Source organism: Acinetobacter modestus, from assembly GCF_014636095.1.
GTDB lineage: Bacteria > Pseudomonadota > Gammaproteobacteria > Pseudomonadales > Moraxellaceae > Acinetobacter > Acinetobacter modestus.
Genome location: NZ_BMDV01000007.1, coordinates 47,183 through 61,491, shown reverse-complemented (window position 1 = coordinate 61,491; position 14,309 = coordinate 47,183). Strand labels below are relative to the sequence as shown.

The window sequence follows — 14,309 nt, the reverse complement described above, 5'->3', positions numbered from 1 at the left end:
TTTTATATTCTTAGGTTAAAACTTACAAAGTTCATAATCTCCCTAAATCCCTCTTTCTAAAGAGGGGCTTTCCACTCATCCTAAATCATCCAAGATTTAGGCTATTCCTCTCTTTTTTTAAAGATGAGGAACATGGTTTCGCAAGCGGGGAGATTTTTAAACTTATTTATTCTTCGCAAAAGTTCCATCAAGATACTGTTCAAACGCATGGTAGTTAATGCGCTCATACAATTCTTGACGGGTTTGCATGGTGTCAACAACGTTCTTCTGTGTGCCTTCTTTACGCAGAGTCTCATACACATTTTCCGCTGCTTTGTTCATCGCGCGGAATGCTGAAAGTGGATATAACGCAATGCTTACATCCGCAGAAGCCAATTCTTCAGTCGTAAACAATGGTGTAGAACCAAATTCAGTAATGTTCGCTAATACTGGAACTTTGGTCAGATCAGCAAACTGCTTGTACATTGCCAATTCAGTGATTGCTTCAGGGAATAACATATCCGCACCTGCTTCAATGTAAGCACCTGCGCGATCAATCGCTGCTTGTAAGCCTTCAACCGCTAAAGCATCGGTACGTGCCATAATCACAAAATTTTCATCAGTACGCGCATCCACTGCCGCTTTGATACGATCAACCATTTCTTGTTGCGTAACAATCGCTTTGTTAGGACGGTGTCCACAACGCTTAGCACCAACTTGGTCTTCGATGTGCATTGCTGCCGCACCGAACTTGATCATCGACTTGGTGGTACGTGCAATATTAAACGCTGAAGCACCAAAACCTGTATCCACATCAACCAATAATGGTAGATCACAGACATCCGTAATACGGCGTACATCGGTCAATACATCATCAAGGTTGCTAATTCCCAAGTCAGGTAAACCTAACGAACCTGCCGCAACACCACCACCTGACAAATAAATAGCTTTATAGCCAGCACGTTTTGCTAACAATGCATGGTTGGCGTTAATCGCACCGACCACTTGTAATGGTTTTTCATTTGCGACCGCGTCGCGGAATAGCTGACCAGCAGATTTAGCCATGTTGATGTTCTCCTTGGGTTTGCAGCAATGTTTGCTCAACAATTTTGTAGGATGCATTGATGTGACGGTGCATTAGCATTTCAGCAAGCTCACCATCACCCTCTGCAATCGCATCTAAAATGCGGATATGTTCATCCCAAGCTTTGCTTGGTCGATCTGGGGTATTTGAAAATTGAATTCGATACATACGGATGAGGTGATACAGCTCATCACATAACATTTTTTCGAGGGTTTTATTACCACTGCTTTTAATAATGCAGTAATGGAAATCGTCTTGACCTTCTTGCAGATAATAGCCCTTACCTGCTTTAAAATTTTCATCTTCAGCATGCATCCGCAACACATCACGCAATGCTAAAATTTGTTTCTTATCAATATGCTGAGCTGCTAATTTACAGGCTAAACCCTCAAGCGAAGCGCGAATCTGATAGAGTTCTTGAAACTGTTGTAGAGAAAGGGAAACAACTCGCGCACCGACATGTGCCGTACGCTCAACCAATCTCTGTCCTTCAAGACGATGTATCGCCTCACGCAATGGACCACGACTAATCCCGTAAATACGTGCCAACTCGGGTTCTGAAATTTTGCTGCCCGCAGGAATTTGTCCTAACACGATTGCTGATTGAATTTGCTTAAATACATGTTCCGTCAGGGTAATACTCTGACTTGTGCTGATGGCTTGAGGAACAAGGGTATCTTGCATATTGTCGACAATCTCTACAGTTTTGATGATTTTATAACGAGATATAAGAAAAAATGCAATAGGATTGTCGACAATAAAATAGACTGATCCAGTCAATACTATTCGATTGCCTCACAATAGAATGTTCTAAAAAAGGTACTAAAAATATAAAATAATTATATATAAAACATACTCTTACTAAAATTTAAGTACTTTATTTCGATTGATTCAAGGCATTTTTCCCAGTATTTATCTTACGTATGCTACGACCATGGTATGACAGCTTGATTGTAGACAATCCTTATAATCGATCGATTTTCTACGAATTTTTGTAAGTAAATACTGCACCAGAAATGTAAATAACAGCGTGCTTCATAGGCGCTTTATTGGTACATTATTGGGCATCTGGAGTCATGCTCCGCAAGACACATCCATGCACCTTGTTGAATAAAAGGACATTGTTAATGTTTCAACATATCCCACCTTATGCAGGCGACCCAATTCTCTCTTTAATGGAACAGTTTAATGCTGATCCACGCGCTGAAAAGGTTAATCTAAGTATTGGTTTGTACTATAACGAAGACAGTATTGTTCCTCAGCTTGATACCATTATCGAAGCGCAAAAACGTATTGCACCTAAAAATGATAAAACCAAACTTTATCTTCCAATGGAAGGCTTTAAGCCTTATCGTGACGCAATTCAAGCGCTATTGTTTGGCGCAAACAGCCCTGCTATTCAACAAGGTCGTGTTGCTACCATCCAAACTCTTGGTGGTTCAGGTGCATTAAAAGTTGGTGCAGATTTCTTAAAAACTTATTTCCCAAATTCAGAAGTGTGGGTGAGCCAACCAACGTGGGATAACCATGTTGCGATTTTTAACGGTGCTGGCATCAAGAGCAACTACTATCCATATTTCGATGCTGAAACACGTGGCGTTGATTTTGACGGCATGTTGTCGACTTTAAAAACTTTGCCAGAGCAAAGCATCGTGTTATTACACCCTTGCTGTCACAACCCAACAGGTGCGGATCTAAATCCAGCACAGTGGGATGAAGTGATTGCTGTATTAAAAGAGCGTAACTTGATTCCATTCCTTGACATCGCTTACCAAGGCTTTGGCGATACCATGGAACAAGATGCTTATGCAATTCGTGCTTTAGATCAAGCTGGTTTGAACTTCATCGTCAGCAACTCGTTCTCTAAAATTTTCTCACTGTATGGTGAGCGTGTTGGTGGTTTAACTTTCGTGTGTGATGATGCTGAAGCAGCAAAATGCACATTCGGTCAGTTAAAAGCAACGGTACGACGTATCTACTCTAGCCCACCAACAACTGGTGCATGGTTGGTTGATCAAGTGTTAAATGACGCTGATCTAAATCAACAATGGCAAGGCGAAGTCAAAGAGATGCGTGAGCGTATTATCAAAATGCGTAGCATCTTAAAAGATGAACTGACTAAAGCACTTCCTGACCGTGACTTTAGCTATCTTGTAAACCAAAAAGGTATGTTCAGCTACACAGGTTTGACAGGTGAGCAAGTCGATACGTTGCGTGAAGAATATGCAATTTACCTTGTACGTAGTGGTCGTATCTGCGTTGCAGGTTTAAATATGAATAATATTTATAAAGTTGCCACAGCAATGGCTGAAGTTCTAGCAAAATCAGCTTAAAATCCCTCTAAATCTCCCCTTTTAAAAGGGAGGCTTTATGGATCAAAAAGGTTGTTTCACGTGAAACAACCTTTTTTATTTTTTATAAAATCGAAGCGATCTAACTTAAAAATTGACCACTAAACCCAAGCATAGAGAAACCTCTGCCTCATTAAATGTGTATCTATGAATGTTCAACTCCTCTATCTCTTTGTATACTGCAAAACATTAACAAACTACAAATAGCCCTTCTCAAAATGACTCAACTGACTTGCTTTAAAGCCTACGATATTCGCGGAAAATTAGGCACAGAATTGAATGAAGAAATCGCGTATAAAATTGGTCGTGCATACGGACAAATCTACCAACCTAAAAAAGTGGTGATTGGTTGTGATATCCGTTTGACTAGCGAAGGGTTAAAACAAGCAACCATTCGAGGTCTCAATGATGCGGGTGTCAATGTTCTAGATTTAGGCATGACGGGTACTGAAGAAGTCTATTTCGGTGCTTTTCATCTTGATGTTCAGGGCGGCATTGAAGTCACGGCGAGCCATAATCCAATGGACTATAATGGCATGAAATTGGTTCGTGAAAATGCACGTCCAATCAGTGCTGATACAGGCTTAAAAGACATCCAAGCTCTCGCTGAATCAGGTACTTTTATCGAAGTTGAGCAGAAAGGTTCAACTGAAAACTATAATGTTTTGCCTGAGTTTATCGATCACCTATTAACATATATTGATCCACAAAAAATTAAACCCCTCAAGCTGGTGGTAAATGCTGGCAATGGTGCAGCAGGTCATGTGATTGATGCCATTGAACAGAAATTTCAAGAACTCAATATTCCAGTTGAATTTATTAAAATTCATCATGAAGCAGATGGCACTTTTCCAAATGGGATTCCAAATCCAATCTTAATTGAAAATCGTGACAGCACCCGTGATGCTGTGCTTGCGCACCATGCAGATATGGGCATTGCATGGGATGGTGACTTTGACCGCTGCTTCCTATTCGATGAAAAAGGTCAATTCATCGAAGGTTATTACATCGTTGGCTTATTGGCACAAGCATTCTTGATCAAACAATCAGGTGAGAAGATTGTGCATGACCCACGTCTAGTATGGAATACCTTTGATATCGTAGAGCGATATCAGGGTATCGCGGTGCAATCAAAGTCTGGACATGCTTTTATTAAAGATGTGATGCGCGAACACAATGCTGTTTACGGTGGGGAAATGAGTGCTCACCACTATTTCCGAGACTTTGCTTATTGTGATAGCGGTATGATTCCTTGGTTACTCACCATTGCCCTACTCTCTGAAACAGGTCAATCACTTTCAACATTAGTTGAGAATATGATTACCAAATTTCCATGTAGCGGTGAAATCAATTTTAAAGTAGCGGATACACAAGCAACGGTACAAAAGATTTTTAATCATTATGCCGATCAGAATCCACAGGTTGATCATACCGATGGTGTCAGCCTTGATTTTGGTGCATGGCGTTTGAATGTCCGCGCGTCGAATACAGAACCATTACTTCGTTTAAATATTGAAAGCCGTGCTGATAAGAATCCACAACCGATGCAACATTATGTAAATGAATTAACAGCTTTGATTGAAAGCTAATTTAGCCCAATAAAAAAGGAGCGTATGGCTCCTTTTTTATTGGACTAGCATTCAATTAAAGCCGTTGGGATTCTGCTTCTGCCAATTCCAGCTATCCGCCAGCATATCTTCCAAGGTATATTGAGGCTGCCAACCGAGCTCGCTCAATGCACGCGTATTGTCTGCAAATGAAGTGGCAACATCACCTGCACGACGTGGCGCAAATTCAAATGCAACAGGCACACCATTGACTTGCTCAAAGGTATTTTTGACTTGTAATACCGATGAGCCATTGCCTGTGCCAATGTTCCAAGCACGACAGCCTTGTGTAGATAAACGATTATTCAAAGCACACAGATGAGCATTCGCCAGATCCACCACATGGATATAATCACGAACACCAGTACCATCTACAGTGTCATAATCATTGCCATAAATGGACAATTTTTCGCGACGACCGACTGCGACTTGTGTGACATAAGGCATTAAGTTATTTGGAATTCCTTGCGGATCTTCACCAATCTGACCACTTTTATGCGCACCAACAGGGTTAAAATAACGAAGTAAAGCAATCGACCAACGTGAATCTGCCTGTGCCAGTTTTTGCAGCATTTGCTCAACAATCAGTTTGGTATAACCATAATTGTTATTTGGCATTCCTGTTGGCATATCTTCATTCAAAGGCGACACATTGGCTTCGTCATAAACCGTTGCAGATGAGCTGAATACTAGGCTAAATACACCTGCGCGCTCCATCGCCTTGACCAGCTGGATACTACCCGCAATATTATTATCAAAATAAGCCAATGGAATCTGCTGGCTTTCACCAACCGCTTTCAGACCAGCAAAATGAATGACCGCATCAATCTGATGGTCTTGGAAAACTGAATCTAACTCAGCCTGATTGCGAATATCACCCTGCACAAACACCAAACTTTTATTTGCTAATGCTTGTACTCGACCTAAAGATTCATCTGAGCTGTTTGAGAGGTTATCGAAAACAATCACCTCGTGACCTGCAGTAAGCAACTCTAAACAAGTATGGGAGCCAATATAGCCCGCACCACCCGTCACTAAAATTTTAGCCATCTGTTTTTCCTAATAATATTTTCAACAAACCTTGTGTTGATGCATCAAATTTAGAGAGATCATCCTGTTCACGGTTCAAAATCGGTAACAGCTGATTGGCAATTTCTTTGCCTTTCTCAACGCCCCATTGGTCAAAGGGGTTAATATTCCACAACACCGACTGCACAAAAACCTTATGTTCATACATCGCAATCAGCATCCCTAAGCTATAAGGATTCAGCTCTTTGAGTAAAATAGTGGAGCTGGGTTGATTGCCTTCATATTGTTTATACGTTGGTAAATCTTCCAGTTCATCTGCTGCCAAGGCTTGATTCCCAAAGGCCAACAGGCGCGACTGTGCCAAACAGTTGGATAAAGCCAAATGATGCTGCTCAGCCAAGGCCTCTGCACTTTCAGCATAGGTAAACTGATTAGCATTATAGCGTTTCACAGGGGCAATAAAGTCACAACTGACGGAGTGCGTACCTTGATGCAGCAACTGATAAAAGGCATGCTGTGCATTGGGCCCAACCTCTCCCCACACAATTGGGCAAGTGGCTGAACTGACCTTTTCTCCATTGCGTTGAATCGATTTACCATTAGATTCCATTTCAAGCTGCTGCAAATAAGCTGCAAAATATTTGAGACGGCCATCATACGGTAAAACTGCATGGGTCTGGATATCCAGAAAATTGTTATTCCACGCGCCTAAAAGCCCCATCAAAACAGGAATATTCTGCTGAAATGGTGCGGATTGAAAATGCTGGTCAATTGCATAAGCCCCTGCTAACAGTTGCTTAAATCCTTCAACGCCAATGGTCAGGGCAATTGGTAAACCAATACATGACCACAAGGAATAACGCCCCCCAACCCAATCCCAGAGCAACAGCTGTTTATCAGCAGCAATGCCCCACTCTGTCATCTTGTCAGGCTTAGTCGAAACCCCGATAAAATGATTTTTCAGAATCTTGTCATTATGCCCCAATGCTTTTTCCAACCATTGTCGTACTGTTTGGGCATTCGACAAAGTATCAATCGTACCAAACGATTTTGAAGAAATAATAAATAAAGTCGTCTCAGGTCGAAGCTGATGCAGTAGCTCAGAAAGCTGGCTCCCATCCATCGTTGAAACAAAATGTACTGTTAAAGGTTTGGCGGTTTTTACCTTAAAATCAGAAAGCGCATGCGTAACCATCAATGGGCCTAAATCAGACCCACCCACGCCAATATTGACGACATCCTGAATCACTTCACCTGTGGCACCTCGATACTGTCCAGCATGGATTTTTTCAACCAGGGCATTCATTCGCTCAAGTTGCAGATGAACATCTTGACAAGCCGAAGACACCACAGAACTTGACTTGGGTAAACGTAATGCCCAATGCATCGCAGCACGTTGCTCTGTGCAGTTAATCTGTTCAGATGAGAATAATCTTTTGATCCATTGGTTTAAATCTTGTGCCTGAGCCAGCTCTATTAAACTATTTAAGACATTCTGGTCAATGCGATGCTTACTAAAGTCCAAAACAATTTGGTCATACTCAACCGAAAAACGTTTAAAGCGTGCAGAATCTGCTGCAAATAATGTATTTAGATAAACCTCTTTAAATTGCTGTTGTAAAGATATCAGGTGCTCCACGACGGAAGCCTGCTCTTTTACAGCAAAAGGCTGAATCTGCTCGATCATCTTTAACGTCCCACGCCCATATATACAAAACCTTGTGCTTTGACATAGTCAGGATCATAAATATTGCGACCATCCAAAATAAGAGGATGGTGCATCAGCTCAATTAATTGTTTGAAATCTGGACTCCAATATTGTTTCCAAGCCGTAAGTACACAAAGACCATGCACATTTTTTACCGCATCATACTGATTTTCACAAAGAATCAGATCGTCACGTTGACCATACATTAGCTTTATTTCATCTAAAGCTTGAGGATCATGAAGATGAACCGTTACCCCTTGCGCCCAGAGTGCTGCAAGCATTTGGTGAATAGGTGATTGCTGAATACTTGAGGTATTTTCCTTAAAGGAAGCTCCCCAGATTGCGATTGATTTACCTTGCAAATCGCCATGGTAATAATTCCATAGTTTGCGAAACAGGATCTCTTTTTGTTGTTCGTTGATTTCCCAAACCTGCGATAACAATTGACTCTTAACTCCCGTATTTGCAACGGTATTTGCCAATGTCAAAATATCATGAGAGAAATTTTCCCCACCAAAACCTGCGCCTGGAGATAAATAAGCTGAACCAATACGATTATCGGCAGCCATTCCCTGACGTACTGAAGCAATGTCAATGCCCAACTTTTCCGCCACAACAGCAAGATCATTGATATAGCTGATCCGTGTTGCCAACATGCCTGAGATACTGAGTTTGGTAAATTCAGCATCTAGAATCGGCATAAATAGATATTGTTGTTCCAAAGGAAAAAACGGTCTTAAAAGCTCTCTGACTTTGACTTGAACTTCAGCTTGGGAACATCCAACAATCAACTGCTTTGCTTGGGTCAGACTCTGTAAGGCATTTCCCTCTTGGATGGTATCTGGTAAATAGACCCAATCATCATCAGACAAGATCTGCTTAAACTTTTGAGTACCCTGTAAACCAAAAGTCGAGGTATTAATCATGAGCTTGGGATGAATAATCGGTCGCTGTTTTAAAGATGCCAGTAATTGAAAAACTTGTTGTTCTTGAGTTTGATTAAAACTAAATAAGTAAGCGTCAATGTCTAAAGGAATCTCTTCAAAATGACGATAATTTAGAAAACCGCTACTGAGTTGTTTTTCTAGTAAACGACTGACACTTTCATCATGAAAAGAATATTGCTGACCATTTTCATTTGGGTTGGGGTGGGAACACCAATATACAAAATGTCCAGATTCAGACAATAATGCAGACATCACGCCTGCATATAAAGTATTACCAAAGATAGCAACTTTCATCAATATTTGCCCTAACTTATAGAGCTAATTTTTTGATTAAGCCCTTAAACTCTGCGCCCAATTTTGGATGCTCGACACCATAGTGTAATACAGCTTTTAAATATCCAAGCTTACTACCACAATCAAAGGTTTGCCCCTTCATACGGTAGGCTTCCACAGTTTCTGATCGCTGCAATGCTGCAATCGCATCCGTGAGCTGAATTTCATTGCCTGCTCCACGGGGTGTATCTGCTAATAGACCCATAATCTGAACGGGTAAAATATAACGTCCCACCACCGATAGATTTGAAGGAGCTGTGCCGACAGCAGGCTTTTCAACAATTCCCTGCATCGTAATACTTTCACCTTCGTTCGGTGTAACTGCAACATCCACAATACCATATTGATCGACTAGATGATCAGGCACTGCTTCTACCATGATCTGTGCTGCTTGCGACTGTTCAAAACGCTGAATCATTAAGGACAAATCATTATCACAGCTTTGATTCTTAACCAGTACATCAGGCAATAACACCGCAAAGGCTTCATCGCCCACAATATCTTTCGCACACAATACCGCATGACCTAGTCCTAGGGCTTGTGGTTGGCGTACACTGACCACACTGACATGCTTCGGTAAAATATCAGTAATTTCTTTCAGCAGGTCAAATTTCTTTTTTTGCTCTAAAGTTGTTTCTAACTCAAAGTTACGATCAAAATAGTTCTCAATTGATGCCTTAGATGAATGCGTCACCAAAATAATTTGCTCAATACCCGCTTCAACCGCTTCTCGTACTACATACTCAATTGCTGGACGATCTACAACTGTCACCATTTCTTTTGGAATGGATTTACTTGCAGGTAAAAAACGAGTGCCTAAACCTGCGACGGGTAAAATTGCTTTTTTGATCATACAATACTCTCTTAATTAACTCGTACTTCGCCGCTACGTTTATAGCCATCAACATAATATTCTAACTGACTTAAAGCCCAATCTACATCATGATCTACTGCAGTCATTTGATTGATTCGACTGAATACAGACTGAATCTCTTGTAACGGATAATGCTTTTCAAAAGAACGTAAAATACGAGTATGCTCGGTATAATCTGTGTTATCTTGATCAATGAGTAGTTCCTCGTAAAGTTTTTCTCCCGGACGTAAACCACTATAAGCGATTTCAATATCACCATCCGTTGTATTTGCTTCTCGAACTTTTAAACCACTTAAAGCGATCATTTGTCGTGCTAAATCCTGAATTCGAACAGGTTCACCCATATCGAGTAAGAACACATCACCACCTGAACCTAATGCCCCAGCTTGAATGACTAACTGAGAAGCTTCAGGAATCGTCATAAAATAACGTGTTACATCAGGATGAGTCACCGTAATTGGGCCACCTTTTGCAATCTGCTGTCTGAATAAAGGTACAACTGAACCTGATGAACCTAATACATTTCCGAAACGCACAATGCTAATCTGCGTATTTGGTTTCGTCTCAGCCACCGCTTGACAATACAATTCCGCCATCCGTTTCGATGCACCCATGACATTCGTCGGTCTAACTGCTTTATCCGTTGAAATCAATACAAAGGTTTCCACGCCTTTTTTTACAGCGGCATTTAAACTATTTGCGGTTCCAATTGCATTATTTTTTAATCCAGCAATTGGATTACACTCAACCAATGGAACATGTTTATAAGCGGCGGCATGATAGACTGTCTGCACATGATATTGTTCGATGATACGTTCTAATTTTTGTTGATCTTGTACAGTCCCTAAAATGGGAACAATGTCGCAACTGGCAATTTGCCTTAACTCTTTATCAATATCATATAATGCAAACTCAGTTAATTCATATAAAACCAGCATTTTAGGTTGATTTTTTATGATTTGTCGACAAAGCTCTGAACCAATCGATCCGCCAGCACCTGTCACCATAACAATTTTATTTTGAATATTTTTAGCCAATAAATGGGCAATAGGTGGAACAGGATCTCGTCCTAAAAGGTCAATAATATCAACCTCACGGATATCTGAAACTCGAATATCACCATCAACAAGTTTTGTGAGCCCTGGCAGTTCTGTGACTTTCACAAACGCTGGTTCTAGTTGTTGAATAATTTCACTTTTTCGTACACGCCCCACAGAAGGTAAAGCAAGTAAGATTTCATCTATCTTATATTTTTTAAAATTCCGCAGTGCTTTCGCAGTAGAATAAACTTTTAAGCCACCTACAATTTGATCTTGTAATGAAACTTTATCATCAATAAAGAAAACTGGCGTATGGTCATCTGAGCGATGTAAAGCTGCTGCGATTTGCTGACCAGCATCACCTGCACCATAGATTGCAACCCTTTTACAGCCCCCATGTGTGTGCAATGTTGCTTTCACAATAAAACGAATAAATGCTCGACTGCACCATATCCATGCAAACATCATAAAGCCAAACATAAATGGAATCGACATCGGAATATATGCATGACTAAATGCATTAAATCCATACAGTATTATCATCATACTGCATACAGCAAATGCCAGTTTGATGATAAAGACTTCATCAAATGTTCGAACAATAAAATGATAAACGCCTGTCAACAATAAGCTAATAATTGAAAAAAATGTGATTAAAAGTACACCGTGGTTAAGCCCAGGTATAACTTCTGCTCCTAAATCAAATAAGCGAATGACATAACACAGCCATAGGATTACAGGAAAAGCAAATAAATCTAAAAGGACAAGAAAAGCTTGTTTAAAAAGCCTTGGTGCTAATGAAAACTTTTGTATTATTGCCTTAATAAACATTAAATATCTTCTTAATCAAATTTATGAATTTTTAGCCTGCTACAATAGTACCAGCCTTTAAAAAAGAGAGAGGGGCTATTTTCGTACCACCAGTTACCTTAACTCCAATGCTTAAATGGGCACACGAACCAATTTCTACATCATGATCAATTAAAGTCCCGAGATTTAAAATAGCTCCGCTTTGAATTTTTACTGCCGCACCGACTACACAACCAGCCATAATAATTACACCATCCGCTACCTTTACGCTTGAACAAAGGATAGAGGTAGGGTCTATAACAGAGGCTAACGGTATATTTAATTCATCTAATATCTTATACCATTTGTGTCTTAATCCATTATTCCCTACGGCAACAATTGCTTGATAAGCATATAAATTTAGCTCACTTAGGTTCAAAATATCTGAGATAATCTTATAATTATTTATTTCTGTTGTACTAGGCCAACTATCATCAACAAAAAAAATTTCGTGCCAAATACCTAGCGACGTTGCCACTTCCGCAACGGATTTCCCAAAACCACCAGCCCCTAAAATCAGTAAATTTGGCTTGTTTTTATTATTCATTAGAAGCACCAGCTTTCAAATATATCGTGACTAATATTAATGGGAGATAAGCAACCAATACACCAAACTCAGGATAATTAAATTCTGTATTTACTGTCCAGTATGCGACAGGCAATAGCCAAAGAATATTAACCAAAGCAACTGCTATTGTTACGGGGGTATGGCTACTAAGTTTCCTAGATAAAATTTGGTATGCATGACTACGATGAGCATCGTACATTTTATAACCACCCAACACACGACGTATCAATGTAAAAGTAGCATCCACAATAAATACCCCTAAACAAATGATCCAAGCACAAAATAATGCTAAATTTTCTTTGAGAGCTATTAACGCTAAGATACCTAGTGTCAAGCCAAGGAAACCACTACAAGCATCCCCCATAAAAATCTTGGCTTTTGGAAAATTCCAGAGTAAAAAACCAAATGCACATGCGGACAATAACCACAGTATTTCCATATTTAATTTGAGATTAAATATAAAATAAATTACGGCCATGCTCATCATCGTTGTGATTGCTTCAACACTAGCAATACCATTAATTCCATCCATGAAATTATATAAATTCAACAACCAAACTAAAAAAAGAACCGCAATTATATTTGCACTAAAACCCAACGAAAAATCATTAAATATCTTGACTTCTGAGAAACCACCTAAACTCACCACAACACCTATAGCTACCATAAAGTGAATTGCTAAGCGGAGCATAGAGTTAATATGCCCATGATCATCTAAGAAGCCTAACAATGCTATTATGAAACCAGAAACAATAAGTGTTAAACCAATGTGTTGAGATAACTGATCCAAATAAATCAGTAATATCACTCCTATAATATAGCTAACAACAACAGCAACTCCTCCTCCTCTAGGGGTCGGAATATTGTGGGAGCTACGCTCATTTGGATTATCTATAATATTTTTCTTTAAAGCATATACTCGCATAAAATAGGTCATACTGAACGTAAGAATAAAGAAAATCAGGATCGTTAGAATGGACATATCTATGGCTAAACTCAATTTTTATGACGTGTATTAAACATTTTTTCTAGGCTCTCATCGACACTATAAGGTGCTGTCCAGCCTAAAAGTTGAGTATTCTTCGTAGTATCTACCAACAATTCAGAACATAGACGTGATGCAAGCGCTCTTTTTCCAGCCAAACTTGCAAGAAAAACAATTAAGCTTTTAGGTACAGGTAGCATCAGTAATTGGTTATTTTGCCATTTCGCTAACTTTTCAAACAACTGTTTGACTGAAATGTCATCTTGATCGCTGGCTAGAAATACTTCACGGTTAGCATTTGGATGGGTCATACAAATATGGATAAGGTCTGTTAAATTAAAGACACTAACCATACTACGTTTATTGTCCAGACAACCGATAGGCAAAGGAATTTTCTTAGCCGCAAGAGAGACCATACTCTTAAAATTAGCTTTTACGTTCGGCCCATAAATAAGTACTGGGCGAATAATCACAACTTCTAAACCTGTATGTTGAGATAGCTCAAGTAAAGCTTGTTCTGCTTCATATTTTGATAAACCATACGGGTCATCTGTATGCACATCATCATTGGGGTGAAAGGCTTGCGTAGTGGTTTGTTCACCATTCACTTTAATACTGCTTAAGTAGATAAATCGTTTAACGCCACTTTTTTCCGCTTTTTGTGCAAGGTTTAAAGTGCCTTGCACATTGGTTTGACGATATGCTTCCAGTGGTGATACGGCAGTCTCATGCATGACATGCGCACGACCTGCACAGTGAATAACAACCTCAACTTGATTCAGATCAATGTTGTCTAAATTGTCGTTTAGGTCAAAATTGATATTGTTAATATTTGGATGATCAAATGTTTGGGCTTTACGTGTATGCGCTAAAACTGAATCGCCTTTTTCAGCCAAAAATTGTAACAAATATTGACCGAGGAAACCGTTGCTGCCTGTGAGTAAGACCTTCATAT

The 14,309-nt window shown here is 39.8% G+C and carries 12 protein-coding genes; 2 read left to right on the top strand and 10 right to left on the bottom strand.

Features of this window, described 5'->3' with window-relative positions; translation table 11 throughout:
• Positions 1–162: 162 nt before the first annotated feature.
• Entirely contained in the window at positions 163–1,044 is an 882-nt protein-coding gene (gene prpB, locus IEV17_RS14445; protein ID WP_004665301.1) for a methylisocitrate lyase, read from the bottom strand.
• Positions 1,037–1,747, bottom strand: a complete 711-nt coding sequence (locus IEV17_RS14440) for a GntR family transcriptional regulator (RefSeq protein ID WP_004665303.1) — start codon at positions 1,745–1,747, stop codon at positions 1,037–1,039. Before IEV17_RS14440 ends, prpB begins: the two co-directional genes overlap by 8 nt.
• Positions 1,748–2,190: 443 nt before the next feature.
• Between IEV17_RS14440 and IEV17_RS14435 the strand changes: the two genes are divergently transcribed.
• Positions 2,191–3,396, top strand: coding sequence for an amino acid aminotransferase (locus IEV17_RS14435; RefSeq protein ID WP_004665305.1), 1,206 nt, complete (start codon positions 2,191–2,193; stop codon positions 3,394–3,396).
• Between the two features lie 236 nt (positions 3,397–3,632).
• Positions 3,633–5,003: a phosphohexomutase domain-containing protein gene (locus tag IEV17_RS14430; protein WP_004665307.1), complete on the top strand. Its 1,371-nt coding sequence runs from the start codon at positions 3,633–3,635 to the stop codon at positions 5,001–5,003.
• A 51-nt stretch (positions 5,004–5,054) separates the two neighbouring features.
• On the opposite strand, the gene galE is transcribed toward IEV17_RS14430, so the two are convergent.
• The 8 genes from galE to IEV17_RS14390 are packed head-to-tail and all read right to left on the bottom strand — an operon-like array spanning position 5,055 to position 14,307.
• The gene (galE, locus tag IEV17_RS14425; RefSeq protein ID WP_004665311.1) at positions 5,055–6,071 is read right to left on the bottom strand and encodes a UDP-glucose 4-epimerase GalE; all 1,017 of its coding nucleotides are present in this window, start codon (positions 6,069–6,071) and stop codon (positions 5,055–5,057) included.
• A complete protein-coding gene (gene pgi / locus IEV17_RS14420) occupies positions 6,064–7,737 on the bottom strand; it encodes a glucose-6-phosphate isomerase (protein ID WP_004665312.1) in 1,674 nt (557 codons plus the stop codon). Before pgi ends, galE begins: the two co-directional genes overlap by 8 nt.
• A gap of 2 nt (positions 7,738–7,739) precedes the next feature.
• Positions 7,740–8,999, bottom strand: coding sequence for a nucleotide sugar dehydrogenase (locus IEV17_RS14415; protein ID WP_004665314.1), 1,260 nt, complete (start codon positions 8,997–8,999; stop codon positions 7,740–7,742).
• Between the two features lie 16 nt (positions 9,000–9,015).
• Positions 9,016–9,891 carry a UTP--glucose-1-phosphate uridylyltransferase GalU gene (gene galU, locus IEV17_RS14410; protein ID WP_004665315.1) on the bottom strand — a complete coding sequence of 292 codons (876 nt, stop codon included), beginning with the start codon at positions 9,889–9,891 and terminating at the stop codon, positions 9,016–9,018.
• An 11-nt stretch (positions 9,892–9,902) separates the two neighbouring features.
• Entirely contained in the window at positions 9,903–11,777 is a 1,875-nt protein-coding gene (locus IEV17_RS14405; RefSeq protein ID WP_034602140.1) for a polysaccharide biosynthesis protein, read from the bottom strand.
• A gap of 37 nt (positions 11,778–11,814) precedes the next feature.
• Complete coding sequence (locus tag IEV17_RS14400) at positions 11,815–12,348, bottom strand: PglD-related sugar-binding protein (RefSeq protein ID WP_004665319.1); 534 nt, start codon at positions 12,346–12,348, stop codon at positions 11,815–11,817.
• On the bottom strand, positions 12,341–13,351 hold the full coding sequence (locus tag IEV17_RS14395; protein ID WP_004665321.1) for an MraY family glycosyltransferase: 1,011 nt from the start codon (positions 13,349–13,351) through the stop codon (positions 12,341–12,343). Before IEV17_RS14395 ends, IEV17_RS14400 begins: the two co-directional genes overlap by 8 nt.
• Before the next feature lie 14 nt (positions 13,352–13,365).
• A complete protein-coding gene (locus tag IEV17_RS14390) occupies positions 13,366–14,307 on the bottom strand; it encodes an NAD-dependent epimerase/dehydratase family protein (protein ID WP_004665323.1) in 942 nt (313 codons plus the stop codon).
• Between the last annotated feature and the right edge of the window lie 2 nt (positions 14,308–14,309).

Excerpts from the sequence above, each read along its gene's own strand:
- IEV17_RS14415 (WP_004665314.1), bottom strand. The coding sequence starts at position 8,999 with ATGAAAGTTGCTATCTTTGGTAATACTTTATATGCAGGCGTGATGTCT.
- IEV17_RS14390 (WP_004665323.1), bottom strand. The coding sequence starts at position 14,307 with ATGAAGGTCTTACTCACAGGCAGCAACGGTTTCCTCGGTCAATATTTG.
- IEV17_RS14430 (WP_004665307.1), top strand. The coding sequence starts at position 3,633 with ATGACTCAACTGACTTGCTTTAAAGCCTACGATATTCGCGGAAAATTA.
- prpB (WP_004665301.1), bottom strand. The coding sequence starts at position 1,044 with ATGGCTAAATCTGCTGGTCAGCTATTCCGCGACGCGGTCGCAAATGAA.
- galE (WP_004665311.1), bottom strand. The coding sequence starts at position 6,071 with ATGGCTAAAATTTTAGTGACGGGTGGTGCGGGCTATATTGGCTCCCAT.
- IEV17_RS14395 (WP_004665321.1), bottom strand. The coding sequence starts at position 13,351 with ATGTCCATTCTAACGATCCTGATTTTCTTTATTCTTACGTTCAGTATG.
- pgi (WP_004665312.1), bottom strand. The coding sequence starts at position 7,737 with ATGATCGAGCAGATTCAGCCTTTTGCTGTAAAAGAGCAGGCTTCCGTC.
- IEV17_RS14440 (WP_004665303.1), bottom strand. The coding sequence starts at position 1,747 with ATGCAAGATACCCTTGTTCCTCAAGCCATCAGCACAAGTCAGAGTATT.
- IEV17_RS14400 (WP_004665319.1), bottom strand. The coding sequence starts at position 12,348 with ATGAATAATAAAAACAAGCCAAATTTACTGATTTTAGGGGCTGGTGGT.
- IEV17_RS14435 (WP_004665305.1), top strand. The coding sequence starts at position 2,191 with ATGTTTCAACATATCCCACCTTATGCAGGCGACCCAATTCTCTCTTTA.
- galU (WP_004665315.1), bottom strand. The coding sequence starts at position 9,891 with ATGATCAAAAAAGCAATTTTACCCGTCGCAGGTTTAGGCACTCGTTTT.